This is a genomic window from Aeromonas sp. TS_SC_11, from assembly GCF_057318915.1.
Map to the genome: position 1 here is coordinate 1294792 of NZ_CM170470.1, position 22272 is coordinate 1317063.

At 61.7% G+C, this 22272-nt stretch carries 19 protein-coding genes; 8 read left to right on the plus strand and 11 right to left on the minus strand.

The genetic code is table 11. From position 1 onward, the window contains the following. Positions 1–54 precede the first annotated feature (54 nt). The 3 genes from AC1P02_RS06115 to AC1P02_RS06125 all read left to right on the plus strand — a co-directional run bounded on the left by AC1P02_RS06115 (position 55) and on the right by AC1P02_RS06125 (position 2625). On the plus strand, positions 55–1482 hold the full coding sequence (locus tag AC1P02_RS06115) for a protein adenylyltransferase SelO (RefSeq protein WP_485184556.1): 1428 nt from the start codon (positions 55–57) through the stop codon (positions 1480–1482). A gap of 10 nt (positions 1483–1492) precedes the next feature. Next, positions 1493–1780: a DUF3630 family protein gene (locus AC1P02_RS06120; protein WP_271773841.1), complete on the plus strand. Its 288-nt coding sequence runs from the start codon at positions 1493–1495 to the stop codon at positions 1778–1780. 170 nt (positions 1781–1950) lie between these two features. Further along, positions 1951–2625: a 7-cyano-7-deazaguanine/7-aminomethyl-7-deazaguanine transporter gene (locus AC1P02_RS06125; RefSeq protein WP_059111846.1), complete on the plus strand. Its 675-nt coding sequence runs from the start codon at positions 1951–1953 to the stop codon at positions 2623–2625. A gap of 271 nt (positions 2626–2896) precedes the next feature. Here the strand turns inward: AC1P02_RS06125 and rraA are convergent, their stop codons facing one another. Continuing rightward, positions 2897–3382, minus strand: a complete 486-nt coding sequence (rraA, locus tag AC1P02_RS06130) for a ribonuclease E activity regulator RraA (RefSeq protein ID WP_005318362.1) — start codon at positions 3380–3382, stop codon at positions 2897–2899. Between the two features lie 145 nt (positions 3383–3527). On the opposite strand from rraA, the gene AC1P02_RS06135 reads away from it, so the two are divergent. Beyond that, on the plus strand, positions 3528–5381 hold the full coding sequence (locus AC1P02_RS06135) for a methyl-accepting chemotaxis protein (protein WP_087756952.1): 1854 nt from the start codon (positions 3528–3530) through the stop codon (positions 5379–5381). 70 nt (positions 5382–5451) lie between these two features. Here the strand turns inward: AC1P02_RS06135 and mgtE are convergent, their stop codons facing one another. The 6 genes from mgtE to AC1P02_RS06165 form a co-directional block, all read right to left on the minus strand. Then, positions 5452–6876, minus strand: coding sequence for a magnesium transporter (mgtE, locus tag AC1P02_RS06140; protein WP_212540006.1), 1425 nt, complete (start codon positions 6874–6876; stop codon positions 5452–5454). 150 nt (positions 6877–7026) lie between these two features. Then, positions 7027–8433: a siroheme synthase CysG gene (cysG, locus tag AC1P02_RS06145; protein ID WP_485184560.1), complete on the minus strand. Its 1407-nt coding sequence runs from the start codon at positions 8431–8433 to the stop codon at positions 7027–7029. Positions 8434–8445: 12 nt separating this feature from the next. Then, on the minus strand, positions 8446–9258 hold the full coding sequence (gene nirC, locus AC1P02_RS06150; RefSeq protein ID WP_264304918.1) for a nitrite transporter NirC: 813 nt from the start codon (positions 9256–9258) through the stop codon (positions 8446–8448). Between the two features lie 218 nt (positions 9259–9476). Continuing rightward, positions 9477–9794 (minus strand): nitrite reductase small subunit NirD, encoded by a 318-nt coding sequence (gene nirD, locus AC1P02_RS06155; RefSeq protein WP_485184563.1) that lies wholly within the window; start codon positions 9792–9794, stop codon positions 9477–9479. A 106-nt stretch (positions 9795–9900) separates the two neighbouring features. Next, positions 9901–12447, minus strand: a complete 2547-nt coding sequence (gene nirB / locus AC1P02_RS06160; RefSeq protein WP_485184565.1) for a nitrite reductase large subunit NirB — start codon at positions 12445–12447, stop codon at positions 9901–9903. Between the two features lie 300 nt (positions 12448–12747). Continuing rightward, positions 12748–13668, minus strand: a complete 921-nt coding sequence (locus tag AC1P02_RS06165) for a LysR family transcriptional regulator (protein ID WP_219591463.1) — start codon at positions 13666–13668, stop codon at positions 12748–12750. Between the two features lie 190 nt (positions 13669–13858). On the opposite strand from AC1P02_RS06165, the gene AC1P02_RS06170 reads away from it, so the two are divergent. Continuing rightward, positions 13859–15253 carry an MFS transporter gene (locus tag AC1P02_RS06170; RefSeq protein ID WP_485184567.1) on the plus strand — a complete coding sequence of 465 codons (1395 nt, stop codon included), beginning with the start codon at positions 13859–13861 and terminating at the stop codon, positions 15251–15253. A gap of 73 nt (positions 15254–15326) precedes the next feature. Here AC1P02_RS06170 and hslU read toward each other — a convergent pair whose 3' ends face one another. The 4 genes from hslU to argS all read right to left on the minus strand — a co-directional run bounded on the left by hslU (position 15327) and on the right by argS (position 20021). Then, positions 15327–16655 (minus strand): ATP-dependent protease ATPase subunit HslU, encoded by a 1329-nt coding sequence (hslU, locus tag AC1P02_RS06175; protein ID WP_125608304.1) that lies wholly within the window; start codon positions 16653–16655, stop codon positions 15327–15329. 64 nt (positions 16656–16719) lie between these two features. Then, positions 16720–17253: an ATP-dependent protease subunit HslV gene (hslV, locus tag AC1P02_RS06180; protein ID WP_005318389.1), complete on the minus strand. Its 534-nt coding sequence runs from the start codon at positions 17251–17253 to the stop codon at positions 16720–16722. A gap of 191 nt (positions 17254–17444) precedes the next feature. Further along, positions 17445–18272 (minus strand): SPOR domain-containing protein, encoded by an 828-nt coding sequence (locus AC1P02_RS06185; protein WP_059168219.1) that lies wholly within the window; start codon positions 18270–18272, stop codon positions 17445–17447. 3 nt (positions 18273–18275) lie between these two features. After that, entirely contained in the window at positions 18276–20021 is a 1746-nt protein-coding gene (gene argS / locus AC1P02_RS06190) for an arginine--tRNA ligase (protein ID WP_362842196.1), read from the minus strand. A gap of 312 nt (positions 20022–20333) precedes the next feature. Here argS and AC1P02_RS06195 point away from each other — a divergent pair, with 312 nt between their 5' ends. From AC1P02_RS06195 to AC1P02_RS06205, 3 genes are all read left to right on the plus strand, one after another. Further along, positions 20334–20900, plus strand: a complete 567-nt coding sequence (locus tag AC1P02_RS06195) for an LON peptidase substrate-binding domain-containing protein (protein WP_059111838.1) — start codon at positions 20334–20336, stop codon at positions 20898–20900. Between the two features lie 132 nt (positions 20901–21032). Beyond that, on the plus strand, positions 21033–21602 hold the full coding sequence (locus AC1P02_RS06200; RefSeq protein ID WP_005318397.1) for a sigma-70 family RNA polymerase sigma factor: 570 nt from the start codon (positions 21033–21035) through the stop codon (positions 21600–21602). Continuing rightward, positions 21595–22272 carry a ChrR family anti-sigma-E factor gene (locus tag AC1P02_RS06205; RefSeq protein ID WP_485184572.1) on the plus strand — a complete coding sequence of 226 codons (678 nt, stop codon included), beginning with the start codon at positions 21595–21597 and terminating at the stop codon, positions 22270–22272. Before AC1P02_RS06200 ends, AC1P02_RS06205 begins: the two co-directional genes overlap by 8 nt.

The window sequence follows — 22272 nt, forward strand, 5'->3', positions numbered from 1 at the left end:
CCGACGGCGGTATAAAGAGTGACACGAGCATACGCAGGGACGAATCGCACCACCATGAAGCTGATCAACACTTTTGCCACTGAATTGCCCTGGGCTTGTGAGCCTGTCGTCCCCCAGCCACTGCGTGAACCCAGGTTGCTGCATCTCAATCGTGGCCTGCTGGCCGAGCTGGGGCTGGATGGTGTCAGTGACACAGACTGGCTTGCCTGTTGTGGTCTGGGGCAGCCGCTGCCCGGCATGCAGCCTGTGGCGCAGGTCTATGCGGGCCATCAGTTTGGTGGTTACAGCCCGCGCCTCGGTGATGGCCGCGCCCTGTTGCTGGGGGAGCAACTGGCCACCGATGGCCAGCGCTGGGATCTACATCTGAAAGGGGCGGGCAAGACGCCCTTCTCCCGCTTCGGTGACGGCCGCGCCGTGCTGCGATCCAGCATCCGCGAGTATCTTGCCTCAGAGGCGCTCCATGCCCTCGGTATTCCTACCACCCGCGCACTGGTGCTGGTGGGCAGCAAGGAGCCTGTCTACCGGGAGCAGGAAGAGACGGGCGCAACCGTGTTGCGTACCGCGCCCAGCCATCTGCGCTTCGGTCACATCGAATATTTTGCCTGGAGTGGTCAGGGGGAGAAGATCCCGGCTCTCATCGACTATCTGCTGCGTTACCACTTCCCTGAACTGGACAACGGCGCCGAGCTGTTTGCCGAAGTCGTGCGCCGCACGGCACGGCTTATCGCCAAGTGGCAGGCGGCGGGTTTCTGCCACGGTGTGCTCAATACCGACAACATGTCCCTGCTTGGTTTGACTCTGGATTACGGTCCCTACGGTTTCATCGATGCCTATGTGCCGGATTTTGTCTGCAACCACTCGGATCCGGATGGTCGCTATGCACTGGATCAGCAACCGGCGGTGGGTTACTGGAATCTGCAAAAGCTGGCTCAGGCGCTGGCCGGGCATGTCGACGGCGACGCCCTGGCCACCTCGCTGGCCCAGTACGAACATCAGCTGATGCTGCACTACTCCGAGCTGATGCGGGCCAAGCTTGGGCTGACGCAGTGGGAGGAGGAGGATCCCGCCCTGTTCCGCCAGCTGTTCCAGCTGCTGGCGAGCCAGGGGGTGGATTATCATCTCTTCCTGCGCCGCCTAGGTGAGGTGACAGGGAAGGGGGAGTGGCCTGTCTCTCTGCTGGCCTTGCTGCCGGATCCTGCCCTCTGGCAGGGATGGCTTGAACTTTATCGGGTCAGGCTGATCCGGGAGGGGAGCGAGGATGCTGTCCGCAAGGCACAGATGGATGCCATCAATCCCAAGTACGTGCTGCGCAATGCCCTGGCCCAGCAGGCGATAGATGCCGCCGAGAGTGGGGATATGACCCAGTTCGAGCGGCTGCTTGCTGCCTTGCAGCAGCCCTATGATGAACAACCCGAGTATGCAGATCTGGCTACGCCCGTCCCCCAGTGGTATTGCGGTGGTGAGCTTTCTTGCAGTAGCTGAGGAATAAACCATGAATTGGCGTGTGAATCGCATCGAACTGGAACAAGGCGTTGTGATGCTGGATTGCCCTGGACTCTGCTGGGATACCTTTCCGGCGCTGGCCGAGGGCTTGCTGCAGGAGTGGGAGTTAGGGCTTGTCGACAAGGAGTGGGGCGCCGATCGTCACAGCTGGCTGCTGGAATTTGAAGGGAGTCAGCTCAGGCTGGAATATGAGCACTACAGCGGTTGCTGGCTGGCGGCAGTGCAGCCAGCAGATCGCGAGGTGGTGATCTGGCTTGGCCGACAGCATAAAGATTGAGCTATCGGTCTGGGGCCTATGGTCTTGTTCCTTAGGCGACAATGGCCGCTGGCCGAATCAGCAGCATAAAGATTGAACTATCAGTTGGGGGGCGTATAATCTCGCCCCTCAATTATCGCCAATGGTGGCGGTATGGGTTCCCTAACCCCATTAACCAAAAAGGTCACAATATGAATTTGACCCCTGCTCAGCACCGCACGGCGCTGGTGCGTCTCTCTTTGTTCCACATCCTGATCATTGCCAGCAGCAACTATCTGGTGCAGCTGCCGATCACCATTTTCGGCTTTCACACCACCTGGGGGGCGTTCAGCTTCCCGTTCATCTTTCTGGCCACCGACCTGACGGTGCGGATCTTCGGTGCCGGTCTGGCACGCAAGATTATCCAGACAGTCATGCTGCCTGCGCTGACAGTGTCCTATGTCCTCTCGGTACTGTTTTTCGAAGGCAGTTTCCAGGGGGTCGGTAATCTGGCCGAGTTCAACCTGTTCGTGGCGCGCATCGCTCTGGCCAGTTTCATGGCCTATCTGGTGGGCCAGTTCATGGATGTGGTGGTGTTCAACCGGCTGCGGCTGCTCAGGGCCTGGTGGGTGGCGCCAGCTGCCTCGACCCTGTTTGGCAATCTGGTGGATACCATCGCCTTTTTCAGCATCGCCTTCTGGCGTAGCACGGATCCCTTCATGGCCGAGCACTGGGTCGAGATCGCCACCGTGGACTATGTATTCAAGTTGCTGATAAGCCTTGGGTTGTTTGTACCGCTTTACGGTGTTCTGCTGCGTTACCTCAGCCGCAAGCTGGTGGGTGAGGCCGGATTGGCCGGTCTGCAAACGGCGACGCGCCAAGCCTGACGAGATTGACCACCCCAGCGGTGGTCAATTTTTTTGCACTTTCGGAAAATAAGGGTTGCTTAGTTAAATGAGAATGATTATTGTTAACTTGTTTTCCGGGAAAGACTTCATTCGTTCCAACGTGATGGACTTCTTGTGAAGGCACGACATTGCTCACATTGCTTCCAGTTATAGGGCCAGTTCTTCTGGCCCTCTTTTTTTGTCTTTTTTTCAGCAAGTTTCAGCCATAAAAAATGGGAGCCAAGGCTCCCATCGTCATGTTGATTTCGGCTTACTCGATATCGAGTGCCTCAGGGGAGAGGATCACCCCTGTGGTATCTGCGTAGAGATGATCATCCGGCAGGAAGGTGACGCCACCGAAGTTGACCGGCAGATCCGTCTCTCCCACGTCCTTGCTGTCGGCGCCGACCGGAATGGCCGCCAGTGCCTGGATGCCGATATCCAGATCTTCCAGGATATCGACTTCGCGCACGCAGCCATAGCAGACGATCCCTTCCCACTCGTTCTCGGCGGCCGTGGTGGCAATGTCGCTGTCGATCAGGGCTCGGCGCATGGAGCCACCGCCATCGATCAGCAGCACGCGACCGACGCCGTTCTCTTTGACGAGCTCACGAATAAGACCGTTTGATTCGAAGCATTTGACAGTGGTGATGACGCCGCCGAAAGAGGCGCGGCCGCCGAAGGAGCAGAGCATGGGTTCGAGCACATCCACCATGTCCTGATAGATGTCGCACAGTTCTGAAGTGTTGTATTCCATTGTGTCAAATCCACCGCTGGAAACAGGTGGAACCAGTATAAGGAGTGGGACTGGCATTTCAATGAATATTCCTTGAACAACAACAGGGATAACGTTTTCTGCATAAGCTCAATGCAGTCCATCCCTTGTTTGTGAGAGGCCCATAGTGTTGATCCGTCATAAATTGATCCTGAATACCGCGCTGGTAGCCGTTGCCATGCTGGTGCTGAGCGCTCTGTTCCTCTACTCCAGCCAGGTAAGCCGCCACCTGGCTGAAGCCCAACGTAATGTGGACGGGCTCGAAATCGCCATGTTGAACCTGCGGCGTGCCGAGAAAGACTTCCTGATCCGCAAGGATCTGACCTTCGTCGAGCGCTTCAATAAAGAGTTGGCTGATTTCCACACCCTCAACCGGACTCTGAGCACAGATGACAACATCAGCGTCGTGCACGGTGAACTGGCCAGGCTGGATCAGCAGATGGGGCTCTATGGCAAGGCCTTCAACGATCTGGTGACCCAACAGCAGACGATCGGGTTGGGGCCGGAAGATGGGCTTTATGGCCGCTTGAGAGCTGCGGTGCATCAGGTTGAAGAGGGGCTCAAACAGCTGGATCAGCAAGGGCTGCTCGTCACTATGCTGCAACTGAGACGGGCGGAGAAAGACTTCATGCTGCGCTCCGACATCCAGTATCTGGAGCGTTTCCAGACCCTGCACAAGAGCTTCCAGGATAATCTGGCAGCATTGCCGGAGGCTGACCGTGGCAAGCTGGAGCAGGCCAGCCAGCAGTACCGGCAGGACTTCGTTGCCCTGGTGCAGGGGATGCAGGTGCTGGGACTGAAAGAGGATGAGGGACTGCGCAACCAGATGCGGGATCTGGTGCATCAGACCGAGCAGGGCTTTGCGGCTGTCGGCCAGCATATCGCCGACGAGCTGGTACGGCAGACCTCCCGCCTCAACAGTCTGATGCTGGTGTGTGGCGGCGTGATCATTGTGCTGATTGGCGTCATGAGCGTACTGCTGGGCCGCAGCATAGACAGACCCATCTCGCGGGTGAATGACACAGTCAATCGCATCCGTCAGGACAATGACCTGCGCCTCAGGATTGAGTTGAAAGGGGCTGACGAGATGGCCCAGCTGGCGGGCAATCTGGACGTGATGCTGGGTGGCTTTCGCCATCTCATCGGCGACGTGAAGCAGAGCGTGCATACCCTGACCGAGGCGGCGGATCACCTCTCCAGCAACGTCAGGCGCACGAGCGAAGGGGCGTCAAGGCAGTTGCAGGAGACAGATCAGGTGGCGACGGCTTCCACCGAGATGGGCTCCACCATAGAGGAGATAGCGCGCAACACAGAGCAGGCTGCCAACAATGCCCAGGCGACCAACATCAAGGCGATGGAGGGGCGCACCGCGGTCGAAAACACAGTTCGCCAGATCCGCTCGCTGGCGGGCAATCTGGAGAGCTCCTCCCGCGAGGTGGCCCAGTTGCAGAAAGAGAGCGAGACCATAGGCTCTGTGCTGGACGTGATCCGCGGCATTGCCGAGCAGACCAACCTGCTGGCCCTCAATGCGGCCATAGAAGCGGCGCGGGCGGGAGATCAGGGCCGTGGCTTTGCGGTGGTGGCAGACGAAGTACGCAGCCTCGCCATCCGTACCCAGAAGTCGACCCAGGAGATCGCCGGCATCATCAGCTCGCTGCAAAAACAGACTGGCAGCATAGTGGGCATGATGGCAACCTGCCGGGAACAGGGCAACAGCAGCTCGGAGCAGGCCAGCACGGCGGGTGATCTGCTGGGACAGATCACTCAGGATGTCACTCACATCATGGACATGAGCACCCAGATCGCCGCCGCCATCGAGCAGCAGAGCCTGGTGGCCAACGAGGTGAATCGCAACGTGACCAACATCCGTGATATCGCCCAGGAGTCGAGTCTGATGGCGGAGGAGAATGCCAAATCCAGCCATGGGTTGACCGAGCAGGCCAAGCTGCTCCACCAGGCGGTGGCCAAGTACCGGGTGTAGCTGCCTGCGTCGGGTGGGATAGTCAAAGGGAGCCATAGTGGCTCCCTTTGTTGTTTGAGGCTGGTCGTTCCTAGATGAGGAACAGGGTGGCCAACCCGAGGAAGATGAAGAAGCCGCCGGTATCCGTGATGGCGGTGATCATCACGCTGGCGCCTATCGCGGGATCCCGGCCGAGACGGGTCATGGTCATGGGAATGATGACCCCCATCAGGGCGGCGACCAGCAGGTTGATCATCATGGCCAGCGTCATCACGGCACCCAGCGCCGGATCCTGATAGAGCAGATAGGTCGCGACCCCCATGGTGCCGCCCCACACCAGGCCGTTGACGAGGGCTACTCCCAGCTCACGCCACAGCAGGAAGGAGATGTTGCCCGCCTGGATATGCTGCAGTGCCAGCGCTCGGACTATCATGGTGATGGTCTGGTTGCCGGTGTTGCCACCGATCCCCGCGACTATGGGCATCAGGGCCGCCAGCGCCACCAGTTGCGAGATGGTGTGCTCGAACAGGCCTATGACCCGTGACGCCACGAAGGCGGTACAGAGGTTGATGGCGAGCCAGGCCCAGCGGGTCTTGACCGCCTTGCTGACCGGGGCGAACAGGTCTTCATCCTCGCTGATCCCCCCCATGCGGCGCAGGTCTGTGTCACTCTCTTCATACACCAGGTCCACCACCTCGGCGACGGTGAGGCGACCCATCAGCTTGCCCTTGGCATCCACCACGGCCGCGGAAATCAGGTCATCCCGCTCGAAGGTTCGGGCCGCCGCTTCATCGTTGTCTTCCGGGTCGAAGGTAACGGGATCCCGCTCCATGACGTTGGCGACCAGGGTATCCGGTTTGTGCAGCAGCAAAGTGGTGAGGGGCAGCTCCCCCTGCAGGCGGTTGCGCCTGTCGATGACGAACAGTTTGTCGGTGTTGACGGGGATCTTGCCGCGCAGGCGCAGGTAGCGCTGCACTGTCGCCAGGCTCACCTCGGCTCGCACCGTGATGATCTCGAAGTCCATCATGGCGCCGACAGTGTGCTTGCCATAGCGGATCACGTCCCGTACCCGTTCGCGCTGGGGCGGGGCCATGGAGGTGAGCAGGCGGCCCATCAGGTTGCGTGGCAGGTACTGGCCCAGATAGATCTGATCGTCGATGTCGAGAGAGCGCAATGCGTGCAGCAGCGCCTTGTCGCTCATGCCGTTGATGAGGCTGTCCCACACAGTCTCCGATGCCTCGACCAGGATCTGGCCATGCTTCTCTTCATTCACCAGCTGCCACAGCGCGTGGCGCTCGTCCGGCGGCAGGGATTCCAGGGTATCGGCGACGTCGGCGGCGGGCAGTCGGTTCACCAGACGGATGATTTCGCCAGTCTGGTCGCGCTGCGTCGCATCCTGTGACGACTGGGGGTCGAGCAGGCTGTCGGTGAGGGCATCGTCGGCCAGCAGCAGGGTGAGGATGCGCCTTCTGTCTTTTTCACGCTGTTTGGCGCTGTTCTTGACGGGGTGAGACATGAAACGGAATTCCTGAAATCGGTTGGCCGGATGACCTCCCCATAGGATACCAGACTCAAAACAGGAGGTTATGACCATGAGTGCCGTCAGACGTCATAAAAAACCGCCGCCATGATGGCGGCGGTCTGAATGGACTGGCAGATAGCGGGTTCAGGCCAGTGCGGCGGCTTGCATCCCATGGTTGGTCTGACCGAACCAGGCGAGCTTGTCGGCCAGGGTGACCACGGAGCCCACCATGATGAGAGCGGGACTCTCAACCCCGACGGCCAGCTCCGGCAGCTGGTCGAGGGTGCCACGGATGACCCGCTGGCTAGGCTGGGTGCCGCGCTCGATCAGCGCCACCGGCGTTGTGCCCGCCTTGCCGTGAGCCGTCAGCTTCTGGCGTATGGTGGCGCACGATGAGAGTCCCATGTAAAACACCAGAGTCTGTTGATCCCGAGCCAGCAGGGGCCAGTCCAGATCCTGGGTGCCACCCTTGCCGTGGGCGGTGACGAAGCGCACGCTCTGGGCGTGATCGCGATGGGTGAGAGGAATGCCCGCATAGGCCGCGCAGCCGCTCGCCGCCGTGATCCCCGGCACCACCTGGAAGCCCACACCGCTGCCGACCAGCGTCTCCAGCTCCTCGCCGCCCCGGCCGAAGATAAAGGGGTCGCCCCCTTTCAGCCGCACCACCCGTAGCCCCTTCTTCGCCTCCTCCAGCAACAGCTGGTTGATGCCCTCCTGGGGCACGCAGTGGTTGCCCGCCTGCTTGCCGACGAAGATGCGTTTGGCATCGCGGCGCACAAGTGCCATCACCTCGTCGGAGACCAGCCGGTCATGGACCACCAGGTCCGCCTGCTGCATCTGGCGCAGGGCGTGCAGGGTGAGCAGACCGGGATCGCCTGGGCCTGCGCCCACCAGGATCACTTCCCCCTTGGCACCGGCATCCTCGGCAAACAGAGCGTCGGCCAGCTGGTTGGCCGAGGCCTTGTCACCCCGTGCCAGCGCCTGACCGAGCCGGTCGGCGCCAAGCAGCCGCTCCCAGAACTGGCGCCTCTCTCCCATGCTGGCGAAACGGGCCTTGACCCGCTCACGCAGGCCGCCGGCAAAGGCGGCCACGGCGCCCAGATGCTGGGGCAGCAGGGCTTCCAGTTTTTCGCGTAGCAGACGGGCCAGCACGGGGGCCTTGCCGCCGGAGGAGATGGCCACCATCAGCGGCGATCTGTCGATGATCGACGGCATGATGAAACTGGAGCGCTTGGGGTCGTCCACCACGTTGGCGAAGATGCCTGCCTGGTTGGCGCTCTGGTAGACCAGCGCATTGACTTCGCGCCTGTCGGTGGCGGCCACCACCAGCCACTTGCCCGTCAGCAGTGCCGGCTCGAATTCGGCCGCCAGCCAGTCGATCGTCCCGCTGGCGGCCAGCGCTGCCAGCTCGGGGTCGAGCGCGGGAGAGACCACTGTCAGCCGGGCGCCGGCGTCCAGCAGCAGGCGCGCCTTGCGCTCTGCGACTTCGCCGCCGCCAACCAGCAGCACGGGTTTGTTGTCGAGTTGGCAAAAGATGGGCAAGTAGTCCATGGGGCCTCCGGATCAGGCGGTTTGGGTCTGGCTGGCGGCGGCGTTGGCATCGGTCACTGCGACCGGACGATCCGCTTTCGGGGTGGCATACCAGTAGCCCAGCCCCATGAAGAGGGCGCCGGAGACGGTATTGCCGAGGGTGACCCACAGCAGGTTGTGGCCTATGCCGCCCAGGGTGTAGGCATCGGAATGGGCGCCAAACCAGGAGAGGGCGAACAGGGTCATGTTGGCGACCGAGTGCTCATAACCTGAGGCGATGAAGGCCAGCAGGCACCACCAGATGGCGATGAACTTGGCGGCACCCTCGGTGCGCAGTGCCATCCAGATGGCGAGGCAGACCAGCCAGTTGCACAGCACCCCTTTCATGAACAGGGTCAGGGCCGGTGCCTGGGTCTTGGCCAGCGCCACCTTGTGGGCCAGGCTGCCCGCATCCGGCAGCAGGCTGCCGCCGTAGGAGTAGATCAGCGCCACTGCTATGGATCCGAGCAGGTTGCCGGCCCAGGTCTGGGGCAGAATGCGCAGCAGATCGGTCATGGTGATCTTGCCCGTCTTCACCCCGAAGGTGAGGAACATGGTATGGCCGGTGAACAGCTCGGAGCCGGCGATGATCACCAGCGTCAGGGCGATGCCGAAGGTGGCTCCCATTACCAGCGGGCGAATGCTGGGGTCGACCAGGTTGCCCAGGGTGAAGATGAGTATGATGCCCAGGCCCACATAGGCCCCCGCCATGGCGGAGCTGAGCCAGAAGCCCAGCTTGTCGCTGCGCTCGAAGCGGTTGATGCGGGCCGCGTTGGCGGCGCACTTGTTGATGGTCTCGGTATACATAGGTGTTCTCTTTAAGGGGGACCGCCCGCGGGCAGCCCCGATATTCATGGAATTAGACGGCGACCCAGACTTGCTGGTCGCGCACTTCGACGGGGACGTAGCCCTGTACCGACATGGATCTGGGGATCGCCGACATCAGACGGCGCCCCAGATCTGCTGATCAGGTACTTCAACGGGGACGTAGCTCTGTACCGACATGGATCTGGGGGTCGTCGACATCAGACGGCGACCCAGACCTGCTGGTCGCGTACTTCAACGGGATAGCTCTGCACCGACATGGCTGCATTTTCGAGACAGTGACCGTCGCTCAGGCGAAAGTGCTGCTTCTTGAGCGGGCTGGCGACCCAGAGCTCACCCTCGTGTTCGCACACCAGACCCCGCGACAGCACGTTGGCGGCGAAGAAGGGATCCCGGTTGTCGATGGCGAACACCTCGGCCGCCGCGCTCGGGCGGAACAGGGCGATCTGGCGCCCCTCGATCAGAGCGCAGACGCCGGTTCCCGGCAGGATGTCGTTGAGTTGGCAGGCGAATTTCATGATTGAACCTCCACATCGAGCGAAACAGGCATATTCTGGCGCCCTTCCAGCAAGGCACAGACGCCGGTGCCCGGAAAAATGTCATTGAGCTGACAGGCTAATTTCATCACTTTGCCTCCACTTCGATCTGGTAGACGGGAATGCGCTCCGCCGGAGTGGCGGGCCTGTGCTGATCGCGCTCGCTGACGAACTGCACGTCCGGGTCACGCTTGCCGCTGTTGATGAAGTGGCTGAAGCGCTTGAGCTGCTCCTCTTCATTCAGGGTGCGGGACCACTCGCACTCGTAGCTGTCGATCAGCACCTGGATGTCGCGCTCCAGGGTGGCATTCAGTCCCAGCTTGTCGTGGACTATCACCTCGCGCAGGTAGTCGACCCCGCCCTCCAGGTTGCCGAGCCAGACCGAGGTGCGCTGCAGCTTGTCGGCGCTGGTGACGTAGAACATCATGAAACGGTCGATCAGCTTGATGAGGGTCTCCCGATCCAGGTCGGAGGCCAGCAGATCGGCGTGGCGCGGTTTCATGCCGCCGTTGCCGCCCACATAGAGGTTCCAGCCCGCGTCGGTGGCGATAATGCCGACGTCCTTGCCCTGGGCCTCCGCACATTCGCGGGTACAGCCGGAGACACCGAACTTCATCTTGTGGGGGGTGCGAATGCCCTTGTAGCGGTTCTCGAGGAAGACCCCGAGGCCGATGCTGTCCTGCACGCCGAAGCGGCACCAGGTACTGCCGACACAGGTTTTGGCCATGCGCAGCGCCTTGGCGTAGGCCTGACCTGTCTCGAAGCCCGCGGCCAGCAATTTCCGCCAGATGGCGGGCAGATCATCTTTTTGGGCACCGAACAGGCCGATGCGCTGGGCACCGGTGATCTTGGTGTAGAGCTTGTAGTCGCGGGCCACTTCGGCCACCGCCAGCAGGCCTTCCGGAGTCACTTCACCACCGGCCATGCGCGGGATGACGGAGTAGCTGCCGTCCTTTTGCATGTTGCCGAGGAAGATGTCGTTGGTGTCCTGCAGCTGGGTATTGAGCGGGCTCAGTACATAGTCGTTCCAGCAGGAGGCGAGGATGGAGCCGACCGTGGGCTTGCACACCTCGCAGCCATGGCCCTGACCGTGTTTGGCCAGCAGCTCCTCGAAGCTCTTGATCCCCTCCACCTTGACCAGGTGGAACAGCTCCTGGCGGGAATGGGGGAAGTGGGCGCAGAGGTGGTTGTTGACCTCTATGCCCTGCTTCACCAGCTCGGCGTTGAGCACCTGGCTGATGAGCGGTACGCAGCCGCCGCAGCCGGTACCGGCCTTGGTGTGCTGCTTGATGGCGGCCAAAGTGGTGTGCCCTTCCGCGACCGCCTGGGCGATGTCGCCCTTGGAGACGTCGAAGCAGGAGCAGATCTGGGCGCTCTCCGGCAGGGCGTCCACCCCCAGGGTCGGCTTGGCCCCGGCGTAGGCGGGCAGGATCAGGGTATCCGGGTGAGCGGGCAGCGGCATGGCGTTGAGCATCATCTGCAGCAGGTTGCCGTAGTCGTCCACGTCACCGACCAGCACGGCACCGAGCAAGCGGCTGTTGTCTTCGCTCACCACTATCTTCTTGTAGACGCCGGCCTGGTCGTCCTGAAACACATAGCTGTGGCTGCCCGGGGTGCGGCCATGGGCATCACCGATGGAGCCGACGGAGACGCCGAGCAGCTTGAGCTTGGCGCTCATGTCCGCCCCTTCGAAGCGGCTGTCGCCGCCGAGCAGATGGTCGACGGTGATCTGGGCCATCTTGTAGCCCGGTGCCACCAGGCCGAAAAAACGACCCTGCCAGGCGGCGCACTCGCCGATGGCATAGATGTCGGGGTCGGAGGTGAGGCAGTGATCGTCGACAGCTACGCCGCCGCGCTCGGCGATGGCCAGCTCAGAGTAACGGCCCAGGGTGTCTTGCGGGCGGATGCCGGTGGAGAAGACCACTACGTCCACGTCAAGGGCGCTGCCGTCGGCGAAGGCGAGGCGGTGTTTGGCCTCCTTGCCGCCGTGCATCAGGATCTCGCTGGTGCTCTTGCTGGTGTGCACCTGCACCCCCATGGATTCGATCTTGCGGCGCAGCAGCTGGCCGCCCTGGCCGTCGAGTTGCTCCGCCATCAATACAGGAGCGAATTCCACCACGTGGGTCTCGAGACCCAGTGCCTTGAGGGCGCCGGCGGCTTCGAGGCCAAGCAGGCCGCCCCCGATCACCACCCCGCTCTTGCCGCTCTTGGCGGCGCTGCGGATGGCCTTCAGATCCTCTATGGTGCGATAGACGAAGCACTCGTGGTGCTGGCTGCCCTGGATGGGCGGCACCCAGGGGTAGGAGCCGGTGGCCAGTACCAGCTTGTCATAGCCGACCACAGTGCCCTTGTTGGAGTGCACTTCGCGGGCCGCCCTGTCGATTTTTTTCACCGCTTCGCCGAGCAGCAGGCGGATGCCGTGCTTCTCGTAGAAGCCGGGTTTGACGAGGGAGAGATCTTCGCTGGTGTGATGGGAGAAGTAGGAGGAGAGATGGACGCGATCGTAGGCGGGACGGGGTTCTGCACCGAAGACGGTGATCTCGAACCGGTCCGGATCGGATCGCTCGATCAGCTCTTCGATGAAGCGGTGCCCCACCATGCCGTTGCCCACAACGACCAGTCTGACTTTGCTCATAGTTGCCTCAAGTTTGGAGTAATAAAACATCATTCTGAGGCTAGGCTACCCAGTCGGCGGGGGCGGTCGATTGATGCAAATCAAGTGTCTATTTATATATCTCCTCAGGGGTAATTCGATACAATTCAAAGATATACATAAATAGGTATACCAGTGGTGCATTCTGGACTTTGGCTGTCACGGGGCAAGGGGGGCAAGAGGGGGAGCCCGTCTGGCCAGGCATAATGAAAGAAAACACCTCGACAGAGGTGCTTTCACTGTGTGGCATCTGGTTGGTGCGGCGGATTATGGCGGCGCAGATCACCGCTCTTTCGGAGTGGCCTGATAGGGGGCGCGGGCGCAGGTTTCGCGGATGACGGTGCGCAACCAGCGGTGGGCCGGATCTGCGTCCAGCCGTGGGTGCCAGAGCAGGGCCAGGGTGATCCCGGGCAGGGGAAAGGGCAGGGGCAGAGTCACCAGATCGGCGTGCAGGGAGGCGCAGTGCAGGGCTGGCACGGTCGCTACCAGATCGCTGCCCCGCACCAGCGCCAGCGCAGTGGCAAACCCCGGCACCAGGGTGGTGATGGCACGCTCCAGCTTCAGGGCGGCGAGCGCCTCGTCGACGGGGCCGTGCTCCTGCCCGCGCCGCGACACCAGCACATGGCGGGCGGCGGCATAGCGGGCGGCGGTCAGGGGCTCCTCGCACAGTGGATGGCCCGGCCGTACCACGGCGACGAAGCGATCCTGAAACAGCGCCTGGGTGCGCAGCTCGGGTGCCGTATTGGTGCCGATCACACCGGTTTCAAAATCCAGCTCACCGCTGCGCAGGGGCTGGCTCTCCTTGTCGGGCTTGGCCATGAAATGCAGCCGCACCCCGGGCGCCTCGGCGGCGAGCCGCGCCAGCAGGGCCGCCCCGACACTCTCCACGAAACCGTCGCTGGATCTGAGACGAAAGGTGCGCACCAGGTGGGCCGGATCTATCTCCTGCTGGGGGCGCAGTACGGCCTCGGCCTCCTGCACCAGCTGGCTGACCCGCTCGCGCAGGGCCAGCGCGCGTGGTGTTGGCACCAGCCCCCGGCCCGCGCGCACCAGCAGCGGATCCCCAGTGGTGTCACGCAGGCGGGCCAGCGCCCGGCTCATGGCGGAGGGGCTGAGTTTCAGCCGCCTGGCCGCCCCGGCCACGCTGCCTTCATCGAGCAGCGCATCCAGGGTCAGCAGCAGATTGAAATCGGGGGTGGTCATGGTCGTGCCCTCGCCGAGCCGGGTGTTAGGGGTGACCAACCTGATGGCGGTCGGTTGGATTCATCATACGCGAGAATCCGGCTCTTCATATGGCGTGCTGTGCAGCTATAAGTTGCAAGCCGTGCGTCTTCCGCCAGATACACGCTCTGACTAGCCTTGTCGGCATCATAGTTCGCCGGAGGTCATGCCCATGTCACATTCCATCACAATCCCGACGCCTTTTGCCCGCCGTGCTGGCCTGCTGGCGCTCGGTCTTGCCACCCTGTTGCCCATGCTGGCGGGGAGCATGGCCAACATGGTGCTGCCCGCGTTGGGACAGGTATTTGCCGTCCCCTTTGCCAGCGTGCAATGGGTACTGGTGGCCTATCTGCTGGGGATCACCTGCCTGACAGTGGTGGCTGGCAGGCTTGGGGACAGGTTTGGCCGGCGGCGTTTGCTGCTCTGGGGCATGGCGTTGTTTGCATTGGCGTCCCTGCTGTGCACCCTGGCTCCCACCATAGGTTGGCTGATCGCGGCGCGCGTCCTGCAGGGAGCCGGTGCTGCCTGCATGCTCTCTCTGGCGCTCGCCATGGTGGGGCAGCTGGTGCCACCAGAGCGGCGTGGCTGGAGCATGGGACTGCTCGGTACCCTGTCGGCCTGTGGCACAGCCCTTGGCCCCTCGTTCGGCGGCCTGTTGATCGGTGCGTTTGGCTGGCAGGCTCCCTTTCTGCTGCTGGTGCCCGTCAGCCTGCTGGCACTGGGTGCCGGCATGCTGGGTCTGCCACCTGAGGGCGCTTTGCCACAAAGAGAGAGGGTGAACCTGGCGAGTCTGTCGATGCTGGTGATGGCGCTGCTCTGCTACGGGCTGGCGCTGACCTCGGGAGGGATTTTGGCGCTGGGGTTGTGGGCGGGGGCACTGCTTGTCACTGCACTGTTCATTCGCCGCGAGCGCCTCGACCCCTCCCCCCTGTTGCCACTGGTGCTGTTGGCCGAACCCCGGCTCAGGGGCGGCTTGCTCGCCAGTGCCCTGGTGGCCAGCGTCATGGTGGTGACACTGCTGATCGGCCCCTTTTACCTGCGCGGCGTGTTTGACCTCGATATGGCGACGGTCGGGCTCATGATCTCGGGGGGACCCCTGCTGGCCGCCTTGACGGGTATGCCTGCCGGCTGGCTGGTGGACAGGTTTGGCGTGCTATGGGTCGTTCGGTCGGGGTTGGCTGTCATGGTCATAGCAGCCCTTGGACTGGCAACCCTGACGGCTGGATATGGTCCGCTCGGCTATCTGCTGCCCATACTGCTGCTGACGGCCGGTTATGCATTGTTCCAGACCGCCAACAACAGTGCCGTGGTCGGTGGGGCGAGTGAGCAGGCACGGGGGGCAGTAGCGGGCTTGTTGACCCTGTCGCGCAATCTGGGCCAGCTGACGGGAGCGGCCGGGCTCGGTGGCCTGTTTGCCACTCTGGTGGGGACGCACAATCTGAGCATGGCCATGCCGACCGATCTGGTGTTCGGTACTCAGGTTACCTTTGCCCTGACCGGCCTGCTCACAGGGTTGGCGCTATGGCTGGTGGGGCGCAGACGAGAGGAGGCGCTGGCGGTGGTGTGAGGATCATGAGACACAAAAAAGACGCCTCCATAGTGGAGGCGTCCAGAATAGTCAGTGCTGTGCCGAGACTCGCTTACAGGATAAAGCGGCTCAGGTCCTCATCTTCAATCAACTTGCCGAGGTGAGCGTTGACGTAGTCGGTATCGATCACGAAGGTCTCGCCGGACTTCTCGGAGGCATCGAAGGAGATGTCTTCCATCAGTCGCTCCATCACGGTATGCAGGCGACGGGCACCGATGTTCTCGGTGCGCTCGTTGACCTGCCAGGCCGCTTCGGCCAGACGACGGATGCCATCCTTGGTGAACTCGATATTGACCCCTTCGGTGGCCATCAGCGCCTTGTACTGATCGGTCAGGGAGGCGTTCGGCTCGGTCAGGATACGCTCGAAGTCATCTGTGGTGAGCGCGGTCAGCTCGACCCGGATCGGCAGACGACCCTGCAGCTCGGGGATGAGATCCGACGGGCGGGCGACCTGGAAGGCGCCGGAGGCGACGAACAGGATATGGTCGGTCTTGACCATGCCGTGCTTGGTGTTGACGGTACAGCCTTCCACCAGCGGCAACAGGTCGCGCTGTACCCCTTCACGGGAAACGTCCGGGCCTGAGCTCTCGCCGCGTTTGCAGATCTTGTCGATCTCGTCGAGGAAGACGATGCCGTTGTTCTCGACCGCTGCTATGGCTTTTTGCTTCAGCTCTTCCGGGTTGACCAGACGAGCGGCTTCCTCTTCGATCAGCACCTTCATGGCCTCTTTGACCTTGATCTTGCGCTTCTTCTTCTGGTTCTGGCCCAGGTTCTGGAACAGCCCCTGCAGCTGGTTGGCCATCTCTTCCATACCCGGCGGTGTCATGATCTCGACGCCCATCGGGGAGGCTGAGAGCTCCAGTTCGATCTCCTTGTCATCCAGCTGACCTTCCCGCAGTTTCTTGCGGAAGATCTGGCGGGTGTTGGAGTTGTCGGCTTTCTCTTCCTCACCCCAGGTGTTGCGCGGGTTGGGCAGCAGGGCGTCGAGGATGCGCTCTTCGGCTGCCTCCTCGGCGCGGTATTTCATCTTCTCCATCTCGGTCTCGCGCACCAGCTTGATGGCGACATCGGTCAGGTCGCGGATGATGCTGTCCACTTCCTTGCCCACATAGCCCACCTCGGTGAACTTGGTCGCTTCCACCTTGATGAAGGGCGCGTTGGCCAGCTTGGCCAGACGACGGGCGATCTCGGTCTTGCCGACACCGGTAGGGCCTATCATCAGGATGTTTTTCGGGGTCACTTCATGGCGCATCTCTTCACCGAGCTGCATCCGGCGCCAGCGGTTGCGCAGGGCAACGGCGACGGCGCGTTTGGCATCGGCCTGACCAATGATGTGTCGGTCCAGCTCGTGAACGATTTCTCTCGGGGTCATCTCGGACATGATGGCATTCCTGTATCCGGGGCGGGCAGGGCCCACCCCTTCGAAAATGGGTTATTTGGCTGGCTTATTTAGCTGAATAATCCAGCACTTCTATGGTGTGGTTGCCGTTGGTGAAGACGCAGATGTCGCCCGCAATCTTGAGGGACTTCTCGACTATGGTTTTGGCATCCAGCTCGGTGTTTTCCAGCAGGGCGATGGCCGCGGACTGGGCGAAGTTGCCGCCCGAGCCGATGGCGATGAGATCCTGCTCCGGCTGCACCACGTCACCGTTGCCGGTGATGATGAAGGATTTGTGTTCGTCAGCGACCGCCAGCAGTGCTTCGAGGCGGCGCAGGGCGCGATCGGTGCGCCAGTCTTTGGCCAGCGCCACGGCGGCGCGCTCCAGATTACCCTGATGGGCCTGCAGTTTGGCTTCGAAGCGTTCGAGCAGAGTGAAGGCATCGGCAGTACCGCCAGCGAAACCCGCCAGCACCTTGCCGTTATAGAGACGATGAACCTTGCGGGCGTTGCCCTTCATGACGGTGTTGCCGAGGGATACCTGGCCATCACCACCGATCACGACCTGACCGTTGCGGCGAACTGAAACTATGGTAGTCACTTTACTTACCTCGCTTGAGCCGAATAACGGCCTGACTGTGCATGGCAAGAAAGATGGGGATGCCCGACTGGCTTTTCAACCCTGGGGGACTATCCGAAGCGGGTCGACCTCTATCGAGACTGGGTGGCGCAGAAAAGAGAAAGGGCCGGGTCTGTCGACCCGGCCCTTTCTCAAGGTTCCCCTGACAGGGTTCACCCCTTCTTGGGGATGCAACCGCTGATGCCAGCGCTTTGCAGCTTGCGGTTGGCCGCATCTGTGGCTGCCTTGCCGCTGAACGGACCCACCATCACCTTGTAGACCGCACCACCGGCTCCGTTGACAACTTGCAGGCTGGAGGAGAGCCCGGCGGTGAAGGCGATACGGGCCTTGAGCGATTCGGCAGAATCCTGCGAACGCAGGGCGGCGCACTGCATCATGTAGCGTCCGCTGTCGTCGCCCGTGGCTGCCGCAACTTGTGGTTTGGGCGCAGCGGCCCGCTCACGTTCCAGTTCTGCACGGATCTCCCGCTCCATCCGCTCCCGGTCCGCCTGACGATCGATCACCTGCTCCTGGGCGCTGGCCACAGGGGCGGGTTTGGCCGGTTGAACCGGTTGCGGTTTGTAGGGCTGCACCTGACCAATGGGCGTACCCGGTTGGGGGATGTCGGTCGGCACCGGCTGCGGCAGTTTCTCCGGCTGCAGGGTGAGCGTCTCCGCCGGTGGTGGCGGCAACACGCCCGGCTGGGGAGGTGGCGCTATGACATCGACCTGCTTGTTTTCAAGCCGTTCGATATAGCTCCACTTCTCCTGAGGCAGACCATTGTTCTGCGTCTTGGGCTTGTTGGCCTTGACCTGTTCTTCAATGGTGGGGGCATCGCTGCCCTTGCCATTGATCATGTAAAGGAAGCCGCCGAAACCTGCCAGCAGCGCCCCGGCCAGCAGTGCCGGGATAACAGGAAAGCGGCGAGGTGCCGCTTTCTTGGTGTTACGACCACCGGCCCGTCTTCTCGGGCTGTTGCCGACGTAATCCCGGGTTGCCATCTATTACATGCGCTCCAGGGTATGAATGCCCAGCACGCCCAGACCCAGTTTCAGGACCTTGGCAGTGGCGGCGCACAGCAGCAGGCGGCTCTGGCGGGTGGCTTCATCGACGCCATCCTTGTTGATCGGACAGGCTTCGTAGAAGGTCATGAAGTTGCCTGACAGCTCGTACAGATAGGTACAGAGCAGGTGCGGCATGCCTTTGTCCGCCACGCTGTTGATGGCGTCGGAGAACTGGATCAGCTTCTGGGCCAGCACCTCTTCCGCCTCTTCGTTCAGGGTGACACTACCGGTCAGGGTGTCGGCATCGACGCCGGCCTTGCGGAAGATGGACTGGATGCGGGTGTAGGCATACTGCAGATAGGGCGCAGTGTTGCCTTCAAACGACAGCATCATGTCCCAGTCGAAGATGTAGTCTGTGGTGCGGTTCTTGGAGAGATCCGCATACTTGACCGCACCCATGGCGATGGCGTTGACCACGTTGGCCTTCTCTTCGGCAGAAAGGTCGCTGTTGCGGCTCTCCAGCAGGGCAGCGGCACGCTCTTCCGCTTCATTGAGCAGGTCAACCAGCTTGACGGTACCACCGGAGCGGGTCTTGTAGGGACGGCCATCCTTGCCCAGCATCATGCCGAAGGCGTGGTGCTCGAGCGGCACGGATTCCGGTACATAGCCCGCCTTGCGGGTGATGGTCCAGGCCTGCATCAGATGCTGGTGCTGACGGGAGTCGATGAAATACATGACCCGGTCGGCGCCCAGGGTTTCATAACGGTATTTGGCACAGGCGATGTCGGTGGTGGTGTAGAGGAAACCGCCATCGCTCTTCTGGATGATGACGCCCATGGGCTCGCCATCCTTGTTCTTGAATTCGTCCAGGAAGACAACGGTGGCGCCTTCGCTCTCGACCGCCAGCCCTTTGGCTTTCAGGTCGGTGACGATTTGGGGCAGCATGTCGTTGTACATGGACTCGCCCATTATGTCCTTGTTGGTCAGGGAGACATTCAGGCGGTCGTAGTTGATCTGGTTCTGTTCCATGGTCATGTCGACCAGCTTTTTCCACATGGTGCGGCAGTACTCATCGCCACCTTGCAGCTTGACCACGTAGTTGCGCGCACGCTCGGCGAAGGCTTCGTCTTCGTCGTAGCAACGCTTGGCCTGGGTGTAGAAGGCTTCCAGATCCTTGAGCGCCATATCGCTGGCGTGCTCGTTGGCCATCTTCTCCAGATAGGCGATCAGCATGCCGAACTGGGTACCCCAGTCACCAATGTGGTTGGCGCGCACAACGTTATGGCCGAGGAATTCCAGAGCACGAGCGGCCACATCACCGAGCACGGTAGAGCGGATGTGGTGCACGGCCATCTCTTTGGCGACGTTCGGCGCCGAGTAGTCCACCACCACGGTTTGCGGCGTCGGCAGCTTCACGTTGGCGTTGGCACTGGTCACCATGGCCTCGACCTGGCCGGCCAGCCAGCGCTGGTCGAAGAAGAAGTTGATGAAGCCGGGACCGGCGATCTCGACCTTGGCGATCAGATCCGAGGCGGGCAGATTTTCAATGATGGCAGCGGCCAGCTCACGGGGATTCTTGCGGGCCGGTTTGGCCAGCAGCATGGCCAGGTTGGTGGCCAAGTCACCGTGAGCCTTCTCCTTGCATCGGTCTACTTGCACCCGGGCTTCCAGGTCCGCCGGCAAGACGCCTGCTGACTTGAGATTGGCTACCGTTTGTTCAAGTAGATGATGAATATGCTCTTTCATAACTGACCACCAAGGTTGCGCGTCGAAAAATGACTGATATATAAGGGCGTGAATTTTACCCGCATCGGCCCGAGAAAACTATAGGGACGGCCCGCCAGAGTTGGTCGGGCGGATATTTCACTGCATTTGCCACCAATATCCAGAACATTCACTGGATAAGCGGTGCTTATCCATTTCTACTGCATATCGAATCGGGTTGTCCAGGCTATTTTCCCCTGATTGTTAAGGGTTTTTCTATTCCAACTGGCACTCAATGATCTGCTCTGGTGCGGCCGTCGTATCAAGAAGCATCTCCAACAGAGGAATAACCTGATGAAACTGGCGCTGTTTCCCCTCTCGGCTCACCTGCTGCCCGGTGGCATCATGCCGCTGCGCATCTTCGAGCCCAGATATCAGCGCATGATCGCCGAGGCGGGAGATCAGGGCTTTGTGCTCTGCATGCTCGACCCCCGTCAGCCCGATGCGCTGCGCAACATGTACCCCATTGCTACCCGGGTGCGAATAGTCGATTTCGATCAACTGCCGGACGGTCTGCTGGGCATTACAGTGCTCGGCATGGAGCGGGTCAGGATCGTCGATCTGTGGCAGGAGTCCGACGGGCTGAGAGTCGGCGAGGTGGAACTGCTGCCGCTCTGGCAGACAGGACGGCTCAATGCCGACCAGCACTCCTTGGCAAGTGCGTTGCAGGAGGTGTTCAACGACTACCCGGAGTATGCGGCTCTCTACCACAACCCCGACTGGGATGATGCCAGCTGGGTGGCCCAGCGCTGGCTGGAGGTGTTGCCCATTCCCGTGGAGCAGAAGCAGTGGCTGCTGGCGGCGGAGAACAACCTGCCCGCGCTTTCCCTTCTGAGCGGCCTGCTGGTTGCCACTCATTGAGCGCGAATGTGCGACCCACGGGTGATCCTTTTTCCGCGTCAGGCGTAATGGTGATGACCACAACATTCAAGGTATGGCGCAATGGCATATACTGGCCAACCCCAATCGACTCTGCGCAGGATATCGCCCCCCATGGACAATCCAGATGGCGATCTGAAGTCTCTTCTCATCCGGGTGGCCGAACATGCCGACAAGGCCGCGTTTGCCACTCTGTTCACTCACTTTGCGCCGCGCATTCGCAGCTACGGCCTGCGTCACCTCGGCAGCGAGGCCAACGCCATGGAACTGGTACAGGAGACCATGCTGCTGGTGTGGCAGAAGGCTCGTCTCTACCACCCCGAGAAGGGGGCACCGACCACCTGGATCTACACCGTCATGCGCAACCAGAGCTTCGACATGCTGCGCCGCCGCCGCGCCAGCAAGGAGGATCTCTGCGCCGAGGAGTTGTGGCCCATGCTGGAGTTCAGAGCGGAAGAGGAGCACCTGAGCGGTGGAGAGGATGCGGTGCTGACCCGCCAGATGGCGCACTATCTTGCCACCCTGCCGGAACCGCAACAGCAGGTGGTGCGCGGCATCTATCTGCAGGAGTTCTCCCAGCAGGAGCTGGCGGAGCGACTCGGCGTGCCTCTTGGCACCATCAAATCTCGCCTCAGACTGGCATTACAGAAATTGAAAGAGCAAGTGGAGCAAGGCCATGATTAAAACCCATCCGACTCACGCCATGTTGCGCGCCTTCGCCGCCGACGAGCTGCCCCTGCCGCTGGCCGTCGGTGTCTCTGCCCATTGTGAGCTCTGCCCAGAGTGTGCTGCCAGTCTGCGAGCCTGCGAAGAGGAACTGGCTCGCCAGTATCTGGAGCCGACCGAGCAGCCTGCCGAGGTGAGCGAGCCCATGCCAGCCGGACTCGACGCCGTACTGGCCGGCATATTGCAGCAGCCAGTGGCCAGCCAGGCCGAGCTCGGCCAACCGGCGCCGTCTACCCCCGAATTGCAGGTAGCCGGCCATTCATACCGCCTGCCCCGGGTACTTGCCCGTCACCATGCCCCCAAGTGGCGCCATATCGGTGCCATTCGCCAGCACAGTTTGCCGCTGGACGAGATGGGGGCCCGCGCCAGTCTGCTTCACATTGAGGCCGGTGGTCGCATCCCCGAGCACACCCATCAGGGTTATGAGCTGACCCTGTTGCTGGCGGGCAACATGCAGGATGGTGACACCTGCTATCAGGCGGGGGACTTCATCTGGCGCGATGCCAGCCATGCCCACAGCCCGAATACGCCGGATGGTTGCCTCTGCTACACGGTGCAGGATGCGCCGGTCCAGTTCACCAAGGGACTGTCGCGGCTGCTCAACGGCATCACCCATCGTCTCTATTGA

Excerpts from the sequence above, each read along its gene's own strand:
- AC1P02_RS06165 (WP_219591463.1), bottom strand. The coding sequence starts at position 13,668 with ATGACCACCCCCGATTTCAATCTGCTGCTGACCCTGGATGCGCTGCTC.
- hslU (WP_125608304.1), bottom strand. The coding sequence starts at position 16,655 with ATGTCCGAGATGACCCCGAGAGAAATCGTTCACGAGCTGGACCGACAC.
- mgtE (WP_212540006.1), bottom strand. The coding sequence starts at position 6,876 with ATGTCTCACCCCGTCAAGAACAGCGCCAAACAGCGTGAAAAAGACAGA.
- cysG (WP_485184560.1), bottom strand. The coding sequence starts at position 8,433 with ATGGACTACTTGCCCATCTTTTGCCAACTCGACAACAAACCCGTGCTG.
- AC1P02_RS06125 (WP_059111846.1), top strand. The coding sequence starts at position 1,951 with ATGAATTTGACCCCTGCTCAGCACCGCACGGCGCTGGTGCGTCTCTCT.
- AC1P02_RS06200 (WP_005318397.1), top strand. The coding sequence starts at position 21,033 with ATGGACAATCCAGATGGCGATCTGAAGTCTCTTCTCATCCGGGTGGCC.
- rraA (WP_005318362.1), bottom strand. The coding sequence starts at position 3,382 with ATGGAATACAACACTTCAGAACTGTGCGACATCTATCAGGACATGGTG.
- AC1P02_RS06195 (WP_059111838.1), top strand. The coding sequence starts at position 20,334 with ATGAAACTGGCGCTGTTTCCCCTCTCGGCTCACCTGCTGCCCGGTGGC.
- nirD (WP_485184563.1), bottom strand. The coding sequence starts at position 9,794 with ATGAAATTCGCCTGCCAACTCAACGACATCCTGCCGGGAACCGGCGTC.
- nirC (WP_264304918.1), bottom strand. The coding sequence starts at position 9,258 with ATGTATACCGAGACCATCAACAAGTGCGCCGCCAACGCGGCCCGCATC.
- AC1P02_RS06170 (WP_485184567.1), top strand. The coding sequence starts at position 13,859 with ATGTCACATTCCATCACAATCCCGACGCCTTTTGCCCGCCGTGCTGGC.
- AC1P02_RS06205 (WP_485184572.1), top strand. The coding sequence starts at position 21,595 with ATGATTAAAACCCATCCGACTCACGCCATGTTGCGCGCCTTCGCCGCC.
- AC1P02_RS06120 (WP_271773841.1), top strand. The coding sequence starts at position 1,493 with ATGAATTGGCGTGTGAATCGCATCGAACTGGAACAAGGCGTTGTGATG.
- AC1P02_RS06115 (WP_485184556.1), top strand. The coding sequence starts at position 55 with ATGAAGCTGATCAACACTTTTGCCACTGAATTGCCCTGGGCTTGTGAG.
- nirB (WP_485184565.1), bottom strand. The coding sequence starts at position 12,447 with ATGAGCAAAGTCAGACTGGTCGTTGTGGGCAACGGCATGGTGGGGCAC.
- AC1P02_RS06185 (WP_059168219.1), bottom strand. The coding sequence starts at position 18,272 with ATGGCAACCCGGGATTACGTCGGCAACAGCCCGAGAAGACGGGCCGGT.
- argS (WP_362842196.1), bottom strand. The coding sequence starts at position 20,021 with ATGAAAGAGCATATTCATCATCTACTTGAACAAACGGTAGCCAATCTC.